Below are 16,495 nucleotides of genomic sequence, written 5' to 3' on the forward strand. Positions count from 1 at the left end.
CATCGATTTGAATCACAAAACACATCAGCATCCTTAACTTCATCAGGGAAGAAATCGCCGAATACTTTTTTATTCGGATTGCTTCAAAGGCAGCCTGCTGATTAATAATAAAACGACTTTTTAAGGAGAATGCCAATGAAAAAGGCATTTTTATTTACACCAGCACTGTTAGCACTTTCAATCAATGCCATTTCTCATGCCCATGCGCATTCTTATGACACTGTTTATGTCTTCGGTGATAGCCTGAGTGATAATGGCAATGTGCATAAAGGGAAAAAATACACTACCGATAACGATACACTCTATGACGAATATTTTACTCAGCAGCTCACGGGGAGGAATTTAATCCCATCCAATGAAAAAGGTGGAACTAATTACGCACAAGGGGGTGCCACAGCGCTAAAAATATCACGCCAAGATCCTACCTTGAATGCGTTTAATCCCAATACAAAAGAACAAATTGAACGTTATCTCAATACCCATAAACGTGCCGATTCCAACGGGATCTATATTCATTGGGTGGGTGGCAATGATCTTGCTGAGGCTTTAATAGTGGGGCAAAAAGATCCTGTAAAGGCGGGGGCAATTGTCTATACCAGTGCTCACGAAGCCGCCAGACAAATCAATGAATTAGTTGAAAAAGGCGCTGGGCTGATTATTGCGCCGACGGTGCCTGATGTGGGCACGACACCAAAATTGCTGGAAACCGTCATTGATAGTGCTTTACAAAAAGCCAAAATGTCAGAAGCAGATATTAAAGATACCTTACAAACAATCCATACAGAGATTAACCAAGCGATTATTCCAAATGGCACTTACCGTGATCTGGGCATTAAACAGGTTTTTCATGCGCTAGCCCAAAAAGCAAAAGAAAAAAATCCTGACGCCTCAGCGGAACAAATTGAGGACATGCTCAACAGCGAATACGCGAAAGTCAGTCAGAGTGCTTCCGCCCTCACGGATAAATATAACACCCTGCTTGATGAAGCCATCAGCCAAAAAAACGGCAATATCCTGCGGGCTGATATCAACAGTCTGCTGAGTGAAGTGATTGCTAATCCGCTGATTTATGGCATTCAAAATACATTAGGGTATGCCTGCGGGCAAGGTGAAGGCGCAGAAAACTGTTCCAAAAATGACGCCAATTTTACCAAAGACAAAGAATTTTTATTCTCTGATAATTTCCACCCAACGCCGTTGGGGCACAAAATAATGGGTCAATACATAACCTCTATCTATCGTGCTCCATCACAGGTCATGGCCCTGAACCAGGTTAACCGTGCATCAGTTAACAGTGCCCTCTCCTCCCTGGACGGCCATCTCCAACAACTGCGCAATGGGGGCAATGCTCAGGGCAAAATGGGTATCTTTGGTGGCTACGCGGGCAGCCAGAATAAAACGCTGACACTGGGTAGCGATTACCAGTTACTGGATAATCTGCTGTTGGGAGCCCTGTATTCTCACTATAAAGATGAGCGCACCCCGGCGGCGAATTTCACTTATGAAGGGCGCGGTCATGTTCTGACGGCATACACATTGTGGAACTATTATCACAACGGCTGGCTAAACGGTGACATTCATTATTCACGTACTCATTATGACAGCCTGACCCGTTCCATCCAGCTCGGTAACGCTAACCGCAGAGAAACCGGTTCGACCACCGGCCATCAGTGGGGAGCTCGGCTGACCGCCGGTTGGGATATCCCGCTCACTGACTATCTGACAACCAGCCCAATCGTCCAGTATGCCTGGAGCAAAGGTAAAATCGATGGTTACCGTGAAGCCGGCGACAATAACACTGCCATGCATTTTAGTCATCAAGACTATACCTCTAAAATTGGTACACTGGGCTGGCGCGTCGATACCAACCTGGGTCGCTTCAATCCTTATGCCTCTGTTCAGGTTAACCACCAATTTGGCGACACACACTATAAACTGCACAGTGCCATTAATTCGGCCAAAGCCTCTTTTGTAACAGAAAGTGGCAAACAGAGCACCAACTGGCGTCAATATACCGTCGGGGTGAACGCGAACCTGTTCAATAACCTGTGTGGATTTGCCGCCGTCACCCGCAATGAAGGTCAGACTCAAAGTCCTAACTACAATTTTAATGTTGGTCTCAATGCAACGTTCTAATTCTGTATCAATAAGCCGATATCGATAAACGCTCGAACGAGCAAAGAGAATCACTCCAGAAACGCAAGGCAATCAAAATGACTGCCTTGCGTTTTTTTAATGCGTTATCCGATGAATGATGAATCAGGATGATCAACAAAATAGCAACCGAAAAGATGGCCGATAGGCATTCATCGTGCATTGAACTTTCGTATATAAAAATGGCGGTAGTATTGGGCGGAAAGATCCGAATTGGAGGAGTTTATGAAGAAAGTTCTCTTTTTAGTGTCAGCGACTACTGCTCTATTAATGAACGCCATTCCCAATACTTACGCCTATGATACCGTCTATGTTTTTGGTGATAGTTTGAGCGATGGTGGGAATAAAGGCAGATTCACAACCGACGGAAAAGACGCTGAATTATACGATGAATATATAACGCGAAAACTCACGAACAAAAAACTCATTCCTTCTAAAAATGGCGGAACGAATTACGCCGAAGGGGGCGCGACCGCGAATGGCGCCTATGATCCCTCTTGGGATACCTTTGTGCGTTCGACACAACAACAGCTTGATGACTATTTAAAAACACACGATGAAAAGGCCGATCCTAATGGTGTCTACCTCTATTGGATCGGTGGGAATAATATTTCCAGGGCGCTGGAAGAATCCGCGAAAGACAATACAGAAACTGTCCAACGTTTAATTAATGGCGGTTCGGCCTCCGCAGCATCACAAATCAATCGGCTGCTTAAAGATGGCGCTGGGTTGGTCATTGTGCCTGACGTGCCGGATGTTAGCATAACCCCTAAAGTTTTCGAATCGGTGATTAACGCGGCGTTACAGCAAGGTCAAATCTCTCAGGAACAAATTTCGCTCATTCTGCAAAAAGTGCATGCAGCCATTAACTATTATCCGACCCCCAATAACGCAATTCGCAATCAAATTATCGACGGTGTTTTAAAAGGCATTGCTAACAAAGCATCGCCTGAGGATCAACAAAAGGCGAAAGAAATTTACACCCAATTGCATGATGCCTACGATAAGACCCGCAAAACGGCGACTCAATTTTCTGACCAATATAATCAATTAGAAGAAAGTCAACTTGATGATGGCAATATTCTTCGTGCCAACACCTCGCTGCTATTACAGGAAATAATTGAAAATCCGACTATTTATGGTATCACCAATACGCTAGGTTATGCCTGCCCGCAAGATAAATCGGTTATTGCTTGCTCTTCTTCCGATCCCAACTTTGATAAAAGCCAGACGTTTTTGTTTTCCGATTACTTGCATCCAACACCTTATGCACATCATGTGATCGGCCAGTACATTATGTCGATCTATAACGCGCCATTACAGGTGATGGCATTAAACCCTATCAATCGCATTCCGGTTAAAATGGCACTATCCTCCCTTTATGGCCACTTGCAACAATCGCGTACTAGTCATCACGAGCCAGGCAAAGTTAACCTATTTGGAGGTTACAGCGGCAGCCACAATACCACTCTAACCTTGGGCAGTGATTATCAATTGACGGATAATTGGTTATTAGGCACAACGATTTCACGTTACAGGAATGAACAAAATGCAACACCCAATTTCAATTATGCCGCGACAGGTCATGTCATCACCGCTTATACACAATGGGACTACGGGAATAACGGCTGGCTGAGCGGTGATCTCCATTATTCACTGACGCATTACGACAATCTCTCACGCACCATTCAGCTCGGTCAGGCAACACGTCGGGAGGAAGGTTCAACAACCGGTAAACAATGGGGCTGGCGTGTGGTGGCCGGCTGGAATATCCCTGTCACCCATTATCTGACGACCAGCCCGATCATCCAGTACAGCTGGGACAAAGGAAACGTTGATGGCTATCATGAAGCCGGTTTCAGCAGTACCGCGATGCATTTTAGCGACCAACACTATCGTTCCAGCGTTGGTTCAGTCGGCTGGCGGGTAGATACACAATTGGGAAGCATCAATCCTTATGCTTCTGTCTTGTTTAAGCATCAATTCAATAATGGACACGATGTGCTTAACAGCGCCATCAACACCACCACCACACATTTTGTTCAACAAAAAGACGAACACGATAAGGATCACCTTCAATATACCGTCGGCGTTAATGCCAATCTGACCAGTAATCTTCATGCATTTGCCGCTGTATCACATGAAAAAAATAATAATACCCCCAATCACGATTATTACTTCAATTTGGGGCTGAGTGCCAGATTTTGATAGACCCCATCATTATCTTTTACCCACTAAAATAAGGCGGTCGTTTATGACCGCCTTATCTCCATTGACTGTTTACGGATGTATAAAACATCACAGATGCTGGTGTTTTTTACGACGATAACGTTCATCATAATTTTTCAGCCACCAATATTTATCTGTCACCCGTTCCCGGCCACCGATACTGGCGCCAACCAACCAAATAAATGCGCCCATGAACAACCCGATTAATGCGCTGCCGGCGAGAAATTCAGAGTCACCATAACCAAAAATATGACTAAATAATACATAACTCAGGCTAATCAGCATTGCCGCCATGCCCATTCCCATGAGAATATTACCGAGAATAAACGCTTTTTTACGCGTCATCACCAACCTCCCATACTTTTTGTGAGTGCTTATTTGCAAACACAACGAACCTAAAAGCACGAAAGCAGATATCTCCTTTTATCCTGATTATAACCCTATTATATAAAAGGTTATTGCGGCGGCGATCACAAGCTGTATAAATTTAAGCCTAATCTTTTACATTCCGACAAAATAATCTTTATTCAAAAGGCATGCTTATTAAAAAGAAGTCGGTGTGATGTCAATCAAGTGAAAAGAGAAAGTGATAATGGGTTTTGTACTCATGCGCTGAGATCGGTAAACTAATCTCCTTTTTGTTTTATTGCCAATAAGCGAACCAAAACTGTGAGTAACATAAAATTAATCGTTGGCCTGGCAAATCCTGGCGCCGAATATGCACAGACCAGGCATAATGCTGGCGCATGGTTTGTCGATTTGTTAGCACAACGCTACCACCAGCCCCTGAAAGAAGAGAGTAAATTTTTTGGCTATACCGCCCGTATCAATGTGAATGGGCAGGATATCCGTTTACTGGTGCCAACCACTTTTATGAATCTCAGCGGCAAAGCTGTTCTTGCCCTGGCTGGATTTTATCGCATTCAACCGGATGAAATTTTGGTTGTTCATGATGAGCTGGATTTGCCACCCGGTGTGGCAAAAATGAAACTGGGCGGCAGTCATGGCGGCCATAATGGCCTGAAAGACATTCAAAATAAATTCGGCAATAACCCTAATTTCCATCGTCTGCGTATCGGCATCGGCCATCCGGGCGACAAAAACAAAGTGGTGGGTTTCGTCCTGGGTAAACCCCCCGCCAGCGAACAAAAGCTCATTGATGATGCTATCGATGAAGCATTGCGCTGTACAGACATTCTGATTAATGAAGGAATGAGTAAGGCCATTAACCGTCTGCATGCCTTTAAAGCCAGTACCTGACCGGGAGCGCGTGGCGCAACGAGCGATTGCATGTATAATAGCGCCAATGTGATATAACCCACCAACAAGCCTATCGCGCGTTGGTTTTTTTAAGTGATTTAAGGTGATAAATATATGGGATTCAAATGCGGTATCGTTGGCCTGCCTAACGTTGGGAAATCTACCTTATTCAATGCGCTGACCAAAGCAGGTATCGAAGCAGCAAACTTCCCGTTCTGCACCATCGAGCCAAACACCGGTGTTGTGCCGATGCCAGACCCCCGTCTCGACAAATTAGCTGAGATTGTAAAACCACAACGCATACTCCCAACCACAATGGAATTCGTGGATATTGCGGGTCTGGTTAAAGGCGCGTCAAAAGGGGAAGGTTTGGGTAATCAGTTCCTGACTAACATCCGTGAAACCGAAGCCATTGGCCATGTGGTACGCTGTTTTGAGAATGACAACATCATCCATGTTGCAGGCCAGGTTGACCCTGCTGCGGATATTGACACCATCAACACTGAGCTGGCACTGTCTGATTTGGATACCTGTGAACGCGCTATCCATCGTGTACAGAAAAAAGCCAAAGGTGGCGATAAAGAAGCGAAAGCAGAACTTGAAGTCCTGGAAAAATGCCTTCCTCATCTTGAACAAGCCGGCATGCTGCGCGCGTTAAATCTCAGCGCGGAAGAAAAAGCCGTGATTCGCTATCTGAGCTTCCTGACGTTAAAACCAACCATGTACATTGCCAACGTCAATGAAGAGGGTTTCGAAAATAACCCACACCTTGATATTGTGCGTGCCATTGCTGAAAAAGAAGGCTCTGTTGTTGTTCCGGTCTGTGCTGCCATCGAAGCCGATATCGCCGAACTGGACGATGCGGATCGCGCAGAGTTCATGGCAGAACTGGGGCTGGAAGAGCCGGGGTTAAACCGCGTTATTCGTGCCGGCTATCAACTGCTGAACCTGCAAACTTACTTCACGGCGGGGGTCAAAGAAGTGCGTGCCTGGACCATTCCGGTCGGCGCAACGGCGCCACAAGCGGCAGGTAAAATCCACACTGACTTTGAAAAAGGTTTTATTCGCGCTCAGACCATCGCATTTGATGATTTTATCACTTACAAAGGCGAGCAAGGTGCGAAAGAAGCCGGTAAAATGCGGGCCGAAGGCAAAGACTATATTGTTAAAGATGGCGATGTCCTGAATTTCCTATTCAACGTCTAACCCCTTTTCCTGTCTTAAGCGATTTCAATATGAACCACTTCGGAAATTCAGTGTTTAGAATTTCCGAAGTGGTTCACTTAATTCAATTCCATATACAAATATCATCCTGCATTCTTTTAAAAAATCTTGTGTATAACCTCGTCTTATAAAAAACAAGAATTTTCTTTTATTAAAGAATATCCTTTTCATCACGTCAAACATTAAATAAACAAGTCAAATAAAGTCTATCCCATAAGCATCCCCTGCAATAGCTTAAATATCGCTAACACTTCCATGATTTTATTCATTAACTTTTTTCAGATAAGAAAATAAAAAAACACGATTACCATTCAGTAAACACATGATAAATCCAATGGAAAAACCAATAGCCAAAAGTATTGCTTAGTTGTAAAAATAAGCATGTTGATATCAACGCTATCAACAACCAGAGTTAATATTTAAATTTCAATTATTAACCATATAAAGATAAGACACTAATATCATGAAAAAAAGTGAGCTTTTATTGCCATTATTAATCAATAATTGCGATCGCAAGAAGTCATTAAAAAGACATGACACGGTAAAAAGCGTCATCATGGCCGGAGCGATTTTTTAAAAGCAAACACTATTTTCTTATTCAGCACCTCAGGTGGAATTCATGCCAATATGAATTCTTTTCAAGTAAATCTCTCTCAATCTAAATTAAGGTATTTATTATGAATAGAAGAAAAATCGCAGCATGTTTACTTACATTAATCGTAGGCACCGGCGTCACCACATACGTACATGCATATACCGCCGAACATTTCTTCGCTGGTAAAGCTAAAGAGCTTACCTTAATCGCATGTAATGCAATACCTGATACAAATATCTTCCTAAAAGCCACTAAAGCAGCTTGCTTATAATCTAGCTTTATAAAAAAACAAGGATATTCTTTTATCAAAGAATATCCTTTTCATCACGTCAAACATTAAATAAACAAGCCAAATAAAGTCTATCCCATAAGCATCCCCTGCAATAGCTTAAATATCGCTAACAATTCCATGATTTTATTCATTAACTTTTTTTCAGATAAGAAAATAAAAAAACACGATTACCATTCAGTAAACACATGATAAATCCAATGGAAAAACCAATAGCCAAAGGTATTGCTTAGTTGTAAAAATAAGCATGTTGATATCAACGCTATCAACAACCAGAGTTAATATTTAAATTTTAATTATTAACCATATAAAGGTAAGGTACTAATATCATGAGAAAAAGTGAGCTTTTATTGCCATTATTAATCAATAATTGCGATCGCAAGAAGTCATTAAAAAGACATGACACGGTAAAAAGTGTCATCATGGCCGGAGCGATTTTTTAAAAGCAAACACTATTTTCTTATTCAGCACCTCAGGTGGAATTCATGCCAACATGAATTCTTTTCAAGTAAATCTCTATCAATCTAAATTAAGGTATTTATTATGAATAGAAGAAAAATCGCAGCATGTTTACTTACATTAATCGTAGGCACCGGCGTCACCACATACGTACATGCACAGGCCGCCAACAGTTTATTAGCTGGTCCAGCCAAAGACCTTGCCTTATTAGCATGTGATCAAATAGAGGGTACAGGTTTCGTTGCGCGTCTCGGTAAAGCACTTTGTATATAATCTAGCTCTATAAAAAAACAAGGATATTCTTTTATCAAAGAATATCCTTGTCATAAGTCAAATCATTAAATAAACAGTCTTATTTAATGCTAAAAAAACAGATACATCAGATATCACTTCAGATGTATTAATTCACGCTAAAATAAGAGGTATTTGACAATGAAAACGTTAATTGCAGTCTGTCTTGCAGCAACAATGATAAGTGGATTCGCGGTGAGTGCAGCATCGGCACAAACATCAGCTATCGTCATCGCTGGACAACATCATCCTTATGGTCCTGGTGGCTGTGTACTTCCATTCCCTCCATTCCCTCCATTCCCTCCAATCCCGCCATATCCAGGTTGCCCACACCCACCTGCACCCTGATGCTCAATAACCAATAAGTATAATAAGTCTATATCCCACATTTCGGCTTGCATTGAGTGGACATTCAATGCAAGATTTTTTTATTGCACCTGCTTCAGAAAATCAAATAAAAATGGATTAAATCTTTCAGGCAACTGCCAAAAAGGGGCATGGCCAATACCGGGCAAATTAAATACTTTTCTTTTCCAAAGATTCCGATAATTCAGTCCGGCAATATAATCAAAATGAATAAAGGGATCATCTGCGCCATTAACAATGGCTAAAGGGATGTTGCTGGTTTCAACCAATAACTTTTGATCACTTGCCTGAGGAGACAGGAAGGCTTCAAACATATATTGCCGGGCTAATCCGTCTGTTTTTATCACCGCATCCACAATAAAAGGCTCATGAAGCGCATGAGCGGCATAGGTATCCGTGACAAACTGCTTAACATCTTCCTGAGTAAATTCCGCTTTACCCGCCAGCCCTACACCAGGACGAAAACCCAAAGCGACATTATCTGCTCCGATGGATACAGGGGGCGTACCACATATCATTAAGCCCATCATCTGAGGGAATAACGCCAGCATCTCCAGCCCGATATGACCACCTAACGACCAACCAAAAACCACGACTTTATCAATGCCTATTTTTCCCAGCACCTCAATGATGGTGTGCGCATAACTGGGCATTGAATATGCCTGACGTGGTTCGCTGGCACGAGATGATTCACCATGCCCCGGTAAATCTAACGCTAAAACCCGATATTGCCCTTGTAACTGATGAATTTGATGATGAAAGACTTCTTTACAACTTGAATTACCATGGATAAAAAGAACCGGTAATTTATCCCCGCCAGAATCTATCACTGAAATAGATTAATAATGGGTTTGAATATCATATTTATTTATATCAGCGTGTATAGTCACCATTATTCTCTCTCCTCAAATATCAATAATCGATAGGGGCAAAAAAGCGATTGAGTTAGCTGTATCACAAAATATTAATATTAAACACCGAACTGGTGACGTCATGTTGTATACAAGTTAATACCAATATTTAACATCCATGACATATTACATAACATCATCGGGTTACCACATTATGAAAATAAAGCAGATAACGTCCAAAAAACGAAAGATCTTCTTATCCGCGATGATCGCCCTTGTTCTGATTATCATGGCGATAACCGGTAAAATAGGCAATGCGCATAAGCGTTTTCTCTCCGTCGCCACCGCATCCACAGGCGGAACTTATTATCCTATGGGGGTGGGTTTAGCAAATATTTGGAGTCATCACCTGAAACACGAAAATATTCAAGTAACGGGGCAATCTTCCGCCGGTTCGATTGAAAATATTGATCTACTCCAAAAAAATGAAGCTCAACTCGCTATTTTACAAAGTTTAATCGCGGTCGAAGCCTATCAGGGAACCGGGAATTTCGAAAACCATCCTTATCAGGATCTGCGCTCTATCTCGATGCTTTGGCCTAATGTTGAACATTTTGTGTTATTAGACGATAAAATCCACGAGGAAACACTCAGTGATATTGCCGGACAGCGTTTTTCTGTCGGGCCACAAGCCAGCGGAACGGAACAATCTACCCTGATTATTCTACAGGGTGTCAATCTCAGCAAACAAAATATTCATCCGGAATACCTTGGCTATGGTGATACCATTTCGGCTATGCGGGATGGTCGTCTTGACGGAGGGTCTTTACCGGCCGGCGTACCGGCATCAGCCATCACCGATATGTATGCCAGTGGCGTGCCGGCTCGCGTACTGAATGTCACAAATGAACAACTGGAAAAAATTAACGCTATCGCCAATTCATGGTTTCGCTTTGTCATTGAGCCAGAAACTTATCCACGGCAAAAACAGCCCATTCACACGATCGCGCAACCCAATATTCTGATGACCTCCGGTAAGATCGATAAAAAAACAATCTACGAATTGACGAAAGTGATGTTTGAACATCAGAAAGAAGTGCGCCAAATCCACAGCGCGGCAAAATATATTCAGCTTGAGAATGCCTTGAAAGGTGTTTCCGTTCCATTACATCCGGGGGCTTATCAATATTATCGTGAGATCGGTCTGAAGATCCCGCCATACCTTATACCGCCAGAGATGACGGCCAGAATCCGCTAATAACTGTTTTTCATACTGAAACAGTGAGTTCGGGTTTATTTTCCTATCATGTTATTGACCAATATTATGGAGTCACGATGAACACTGATAATATAACGTCATCCACGGTTGATCTGGATAAAGAAACGGGTTCCGGCAACCGACATTTAATAGGCCCCTATTTGAAGTTAACAACGCTACTTGCTATCGCAATTTCCCTTTATGCTATTTATTCCAATGCGTTATCTAATACGCAGGAGTTTTATCGCAATACGACCTTTCTCGGCGGTATTCTGGTTTTAGGCTTTATTCTGTTTCCGATTTCCAAACGTTATTCGACATCCCGATTTAATTATTGGGATTACCTGTTTATTCTGCTGACATTGATCAGCTACGGCTATTTTTATTTGACTTACACTGACTTACATGTGGTGCGCAAAAGTCTTCCCAATACGACAGATTATGTCATGGCGGTGGTGGGTATCGGTGTTTTATTTGAAGCAGCAAGACGCACAACCGGTTATTTCATCCCCGGTTTATCCCTGTTTGCGATTATCTATGCGCTGTTCGGTCAATACTTTATGGGGATTTTCGGCCATGCCGGATTTTCCGTTGAGCGCCTATTATTCCGGCTCTTTATGACCAGTGAAGGAATTTTTGGTATTACGCTCTCGACGGCATCAACCGCAATTATTGTTTTTATTCTTTTTGGTGCGTTCCTCAGTATTAGTGGTGCGACGGCATTATTCAATGATCTTGCGCTATCTATCGCCGGACAGCGACGCGGCGGCCCCGCACAAGTTGCGGTCATTTCCTCCGCCTTAACCGGCTCACTGAGTGGTAGTGCCGTGGCCAATGTCGCGACAACCGGCACGTTCACTATCCCTTTGATGAAAAATATTGGGCTTTCGCCCCGCTTCGCTGGTGCTGTAGAAGCGGCGGCATCAACGGGCGGTATGATCATGCCACCGATCATGGGCGCTGCCGCCTTTATCATGGCCGGCTTTTTAGGCCTCTCCTATCTTACGATTGTGATTGCCGCCATTATCCCGGCGCTGCTCTATTACTTAGCCTTAATTATTGCTATTGATCTGGAAGCCAAAAAACAGGGGTTACAAGGCATTAGCAAAGAAAACCTACCAAAAATCAAAGCGATTCTAAAAGCCCGTGGCCTATTATTGCTGCCGCTATTTATCGTGATTGGGACATTGTTGACGGGAAAAACACCGATTTATGCCGGTTTTCTCGGCATTATCTCAATTATTGTTGCAAGCTGGATCACGCCGGATACATCCGTCCGCATGACCCCAAAGAAAATCGCCGCGGCACTGCATGAAGCCGCTCGTGGCGCGATTCAAGTGACCATCGCTTGCGCTGCCATCGGGGTGATCATCTGTGTTGTCACCATGACGGGCATTGGCTCAACGCTGGCTTTCAACATTGTCTCCCTCACCAACAATACGCTATGGCTGATCCTGTTGGTCGTGATGATGGTTTGCATCGTGCTCAGCATGGGGCTTCCTTCAACCGCCTTATACATTGTCGTTGCGGTGACAGTGTCACCAATATTAATCAAAGCCGGTGTTTTGCCATTAGCCGCTCATTTCTTTGTTTTCTGGTTTGGTGCACTTTCCAATATTACCCCCCCTGTCGCACTTGCCAGCTACACGGCTGCCAGCATTGCCCGTGCTGATCCCATGGAAACATCATGGTATGCGCTACGTCTGGCGCTACCGGGTTTTATCATTCCCTTTATTTTGGTGTACAACCCGGCGTTATTGATACAAGGTGATGATGTAAACGCCATATCCATTAGCTATATGATCCTGACAGCCCTGATTGGCATCTATTCACTTTCCATTGCCAGCGCGAATTTCTGGCTGCAAAAAACCCATTGGTTAGAAAGGTTTTTCTTTGCTATTGCAGCCATTCTCTTAATCAAACCGGGCGTGCTGACGGATTTGGCCGGCGTAATCTTGATTATCGTGGCAGGTGTTATGCATCTCTGGCGCAATAAATCAACACGCCAATGGGAACATAAAGGACAGCCGTAGATGGCAACAACATAGTGCAACAGCAACATAGTGCAACGAAAATAACACAGTGAAACAAAAAATAGCGCAATAAAAAAATGATAAGGAACACACCGAACATGTATGACGTGATAATCATTGGGGCAGGATTAGTCGGGCTTGGCACCGCCAATGCCCTGCAAGAACAACATCCACACCTGCGTTTACTGATATTAGATAAAGAAAATGGCGTGGCAGCACATCAAAGCGGTCATAACAGTAATGTGGTTCATTCCGGTATTTATTACACACCAGGAAGTTTAAAAGCACAGTTGGCGAAACAAGGCAATCGCACAATATACCAGTTTTGTCAGCAACATGGTTTGTATTACGACCGTTGCGGTAAAGTGATTGTTGCCACACAGCTCAAAGAGCTGCCTTTACTGGAAAATATCTACCAGCGAGGATTGAAAAACGGCCTTGAAGTCACCTCCCTTTCGCAAGACCAACTCAACGCGCGCGAACCGTATGTTAATGGGCTTGAAGCCATCCTGGTGCCCGATGCGGGGATTGTCAATTACCCAGAAATTGCGGCAAAACTGGCGGAAATCATTCAGACCAGAGGCGGAGATATTCATTATCAGCAGCAGGTTCAGCGGATTCGTGAACATCATGATCACGTTGAAATCATCACTCAACATACCCGTTATCAGGCTAAATGGCTGGTAAATTGTGCCGGATTACACAGTGACAGGATCGCCAAACTGGCGGGTTATGAAACCGGCATGAAGATCGTGCCCTTCCGGGGGGAATATTATGTCCTGGACAGCAGTAAAAACTATCTGGTTAATCATCTGATTTACCCCGTCCCCAATCCCGATTTTCCCTTCCTCGGCGTTCATTTTACACGGATGCATAATGGCAAGCGGGATGTCGGTCCCAATGCGGTACTGGCCTTTAAACGCGAGGGCTATCGCAAAACTGATTTTAATCCGCGGGATCTTGCTGAGGTACTGACTTATAAAGGTTTTTGGAAGATTGCTACACGCTATTTTTGTGAAGGCATGGCCGAAATGCGTCGCTCCTTTTCACGCCAACTGTTTACAGAAAATGCCCGCCAGCTTATTCCTGATTTACAACCGGAAGACATTACACCAGGGCCAGCCGGGGTACGCGCCCAGGCGCTCACAAACGAGGGTAAATTGGTAGATGATTTTCATTTTGTCAAAGGTCGTCGCTCACTGCATGTCTGCAATGCGCCTTCCCCCGCAGCGACGGCTTCCATAGAGATTGGCAGGGAGATTATACGGCGCTATTTCGCTGAGCTTTAACGATTAACTGGCTGAACTGTGAATTTACGCGATCAACGCCTGCCGCTTTCTTCGTCAACCATCACGCGACAGGCGCTGTCATCTTCACCCGACAGGACGTAAATCAACCCACAACAATTGACTATCCGCAATCAGTGGCTTAATAACCCCTTCCCGAATATCCGGCAACCACCATGCCCCCTGACCAAAAGCCAACTGGACACAACTCGCCCCAGTCATTTCCCATCGACCTTTTAACACATAAAGTACACCACTGTGCGCTGTCGGCAGTAAACGTTCATCGGAAACCAGCGAGACTTCGGAAGCCCAACAAGAACGGCGGGTCATGATATTGAAACACTGAACGGAATCATGCAGTAACTCTGCATGGCTCTGAATATCCCCCGAAAAATGAAATGGGGTCATTTTTTTCACCAATTCGTGCTCCAAAAAACCTGGACTGGTCAGACGGACGCCCTTTCCTTTTAATAACACGATTGAGCGTTCAATATCTGGAAATTGCCTCAATAGCCCATTTTGATGGATAGTGGTAAAACAGGCTCGCCAGGCAAAATCATCAGACACAGGCCAGCAAACAATATCTCTTGTTTCACCTTGACCTTCAGGCCACTGCACTCTTGGTAATGTCGCATAATCGAAACATTTCATTTTCATGCCGCTCCCTCATCGTTTTTATATTTGGTTTACCCTGTTCTAACATAATCAATATTCAAGAAGCGTGCGACAAATATTCCCCAGTTCCTGCATTGCCGCAGCCTGAATATCATTCCAGGCAAATGACGTATTCAAACGAAAAGCATGATCAAATTGAGCACTGGTGGAAAACATACTGCCCGGCGCAATGCTGATATTCTTTGCCAGTGCCCGTTGGTAGAGCTCGTTAGCATTAAAAGGCGGTTCAAATTCCAGCCAGAGAAAATAGCCACCCCGCGCACTGTTAACTTTCACCGATGGGGGAAAGTATTCGCTGATTGCCCATAACATCCGGTTTTGCCGCTGTTCCAACTGCCGTCTTAACCGACGCAGGTGATTATCATAGCCGCCTTGAGCCAAATAATCTGCAATCGCCAACTGCGTTGGTATACTGGCAGACACTGTGCTCATCATCTGTAACTGCTGAATTTTCCGCGCATGTTTGCCGGCGGCAACCCACCCGACCCGATAACCGGGCGCAAGGCATTTTGAAAATGATGAACAGTGCATGAAATTATTTTCGCTATCCCAGGCTTTTATTGGGGGCGGCGGTGTCTGTTCGAAATACAATTCGCCATAGACATCATCTTCAATCAAGGCAACCTGGTTCTGATTCAGGATCGCGACTAATTGCTGCTTCTTTTCAGATGGCATTGTGCTGCACAGCGGATTTTGAAAACGTGACATCAACCAACAGGCTTTGATTGGATATTTCTGCACAATCTTTGCTAACGTATCCAAATCAATACCGGTATGCGGATCAGTTTTAATGGCAATGGCTTTCAAACGTAACCGTTCTATTGCCTGTAGTGCGCCATAAAAAGCTGGCGATTCAATCACAACCCAATCCCCCGGCGACGTCACGGATTGCAAGCTAAAACTTAATGATTCCATTGCACCGGCCGTAATCACGATTTCATCAGGGGAGACATGGATACCGTGAGAAGCGTAGCGTCGGGAGATGTTACGCCGTAACTTTTCGTTGCCCGGCGGTAAATTCGCTAAAGAACTGTGGGGCACAAAGCGACGAGCAACGGAGGCCAGTATTTTTGATAACTTAGGTTCAACCAGTAAAGACGGATCAAGAAATGCTGAACCAAAAGGGACCATTTGTGGGTCTTTACAGGCTTGCAACACATCAAAAATAGACGCACTGATCGCCACATTTTCGCTTAAATTAAGCTCTTTCCCTCCCTTTGCCGCGGCAAAAGGTTTTAATCGGGTAGCCACATAATAGCCCGATTGTGGGCGCGCCACGATCCATCCCTGACTTTCAAGCAACTGGTAGGCTTGCAGCACGGTCATTAAACTTAGACCTGACGACTTAACTGATTCCCGCAATGAGGGTAATCTATCCCCCACAAGCCAAATATCGTCTTCTATTTGTTGGCGGATCATGCCGGCCAATTGCTCGTAACGTGTCATCTGTCTGACCTTTTTTTCATCTGTTATTGGTCACCAATGAGAAATCGCCAATCTGGTACTTTGTCTCTGTCACTGGCTT

Annotated in this window: 15 protein-coding genes; 10 read left to right on the plus strand and 5 right to left on the minus strand. The window is 44.1% G+C overall.

What is annotated here, in order from left to right; translation table 11 throughout:
* Window positions 1-135 precede the first annotated feature (135 nt).
* Window positions 136-2,136 carry an autotransporter domain-containing esterase gene (locus tag XPG1_RS08540; protein ID WP_045958713.1) on the plus strand — a complete coding sequence of 667 codons (2,001 nt, stop codon included), beginning with the start codon at window positions 136-138 and terminating at the stop codon, window positions 2,134-2,136.
* A 7-nt stretch (window positions 2,137-2,143) separates the two neighbouring features.
* Here the strand turns inward: XPG1_RS08540 and XPG1_RS18410 are convergent, their stop codons facing one another.
* On the minus strand, window positions 2,144-2,317 hold the full coding sequence (locus tag XPG1_RS18410) for a hypothetical protein (protein ID WP_157879465.1): 174 nt from the start codon (window positions 2,315-2,317) through the stop codon (window positions 2,144-2,146).
* A 62-nt stretch (window positions 2,318-2,379) separates the two neighbouring features.
* On the opposite strand from XPG1_RS18410, the gene XPG1_RS08545 reads away from it, so the two are divergent.
* Window positions 2,380-4,362, plus strand: a complete 1,983-nt coding sequence (locus XPG1_RS08545; RefSeq protein ID WP_045958714.1) for an autotransporter domain-containing esterase — start codon at window positions 2,380-2,382, stop codon at window positions 4,360-4,362.
* A 90-nt stretch (window positions 4,363-4,452) separates the two neighbouring features.
* Here XPG1_RS08545 and ychH read toward each other — a convergent pair whose 3' ends face one another.
* The gene (gene ychH, locus XPG1_RS08550) at window positions 4,453-4,728 is read right to left on the minus strand and encodes a stress-induced protein YchH (protein WP_045958715.1); all 276 of its coding nucleotides are present in this window, start codon (window positions 4,726-4,728) and stop codon (window positions 4,453-4,455) included.
* A 324-nt stretch (window positions 4,729-5,052) separates the two neighbouring features.
* Here ychH and pth point away from each other — a divergent pair, with 324 nt between their 5' ends.
* The 5 genes from pth (at window position 5,053) to XPG1_RS18415 (ending at window position 8,849) form a co-directional block, all read left to right on the plus strand.
* Window positions 5,053-5,643 (plus strand): aminoacyl-tRNA hydrolase, encoded by a 591-nt coding sequence (pth, locus tag XPG1_RS08555; RefSeq protein WP_045958716.1) that lies wholly within the window; start codon window positions 5,053-5,055, stop codon window positions 5,641-5,643.
* A 114-nt stretch (window positions 5,644-5,757) separates the two neighbouring features.
* The gene (gene ychF / locus XPG1_RS08560) at window positions 5,758-6,849 is read left to right on the plus strand and encodes a redox-regulated ATPase YchF (RefSeq protein ID WP_045958717.1); all 1,092 of its coding nucleotides are present in this window, start codon (window positions 5,758-5,760) and stop codon (window positions 6,847-6,849) included.
* 695 nt (window positions 6,850-7,544) lie between these two features.
* Complete coding sequence (locus XPG1_RS08565; protein WP_045958718.1) at window positions 7,545-7,733, plus strand: hypothetical protein; 189 nt, start codon at window positions 7,545-7,547, stop codon at window positions 7,731-7,733.
* Window positions 7,734-8,294: 561 nt separating this feature from the next.
* On the plus strand, window positions 8,295-8,483 hold the full coding sequence (locus tag XPG1_RS08570) for a hypothetical protein (protein WP_045958719.1): 189 nt from the start codon (window positions 8,295-8,297) through the stop codon (window positions 8,481-8,483).
* Between the two features lie 159 nt (window positions 8,484-8,642).
* Window positions 8,643-8,849, plus strand: a complete 207-nt coding sequence (locus XPG1_RS18415; RefSeq protein WP_157879466.1) for a hypothetical protein — start codon at window positions 8,643-8,645, stop codon at window positions 8,847-8,849.
* A gap of 80 nt (window positions 8,850-8,929) precedes the next feature.
* Here XPG1_RS18415 and XPG1_RS08575 read toward each other — a convergent pair whose 3' ends face one another.
* Complete coding sequence (locus XPG1_RS08575) at window positions 8,930-9,697, minus strand: alpha/beta fold hydrolase (protein ID WP_231852985.1); 768 nt, start codon at window positions 9,695-9,697, stop codon at window positions 8,930-8,932.
* 250 nt (window positions 9,698-9,947) lie between these two features.
* Between XPG1_RS08575 and XPG1_RS08580 the strand changes: the two genes are divergently transcribed.
* The 3 genes from XPG1_RS08580 (at window position 9,948) to lhgO (ending at window position 14,298) form a co-directional block, all read left to right on the plus strand.
* Window positions 9,948-10,976 carry a TAXI family TRAP transporter solute-binding subunit gene (locus XPG1_RS08580; RefSeq protein ID WP_157879550.1) on the plus strand — a complete coding sequence of 343 codons (1,029 nt, stop codon included), beginning with the start codon at window positions 9,948-9,950 and terminating at the stop codon, window positions 10,974-10,976.
* A gap of 77 nt (window positions 10,977-11,053) precedes the next feature.
* The gene (locus XPG1_RS08585) at window positions 11,054-13,009 is read left to right on the plus strand and encodes a TRAP transporter permease (protein ID WP_045958721.1); all 1,956 of its coding nucleotides are present in this window, start codon (window positions 11,054-11,056) and stop codon (window positions 13,007-13,009) included.
* A 98-nt stretch (window positions 13,010-13,107) separates the two neighbouring features.
* Window positions 13,108-14,298 (plus strand): L-2-hydroxyglutarate oxidase, encoded by a 1,191-nt coding sequence (gene lhgO / locus XPG1_RS08590; protein ID WP_045958722.1) that lies wholly within the window; start codon window positions 13,108-13,110, stop codon window positions 14,296-14,298.
* An 84-nt stretch (window positions 14,299-14,382) separates the two neighbouring features.
* On the opposite strand, the gene XPG1_RS08595 is transcribed toward lhgO, so the two are convergent.
* A complete protein-coding gene (locus XPG1_RS08595; RefSeq protein WP_045958723.1) occupies window positions 14,383-14,952 on the minus strand; it encodes a HutD/Ves family protein in 570 nt (189 codons plus the stop codon).
* A 48-nt stretch (window positions 14,953-15,000) separates the two neighbouring features.
* Window positions 15,001-16,416, minus strand: a complete 1,416-nt coding sequence (locus XPG1_RS08600; RefSeq protein ID WP_045958724.1) for an aminotransferase-like domain-containing protein — start codon at window positions 16,414-16,416, stop codon at window positions 15,001-15,003.
* Window positions 16,417-16,495 lie beyond the last annotated feature (79 nt).

This window comes from Xenorhabdus poinarii G6, assembly GCF_000968175.1.
Taxonomy (GTDB): domain Bacteria; phylum Pseudomonadota; class Gammaproteobacteria; order Enterobacterales; family Enterobacteriaceae; genus Xenorhabdus; species Xenorhabdus poinarii.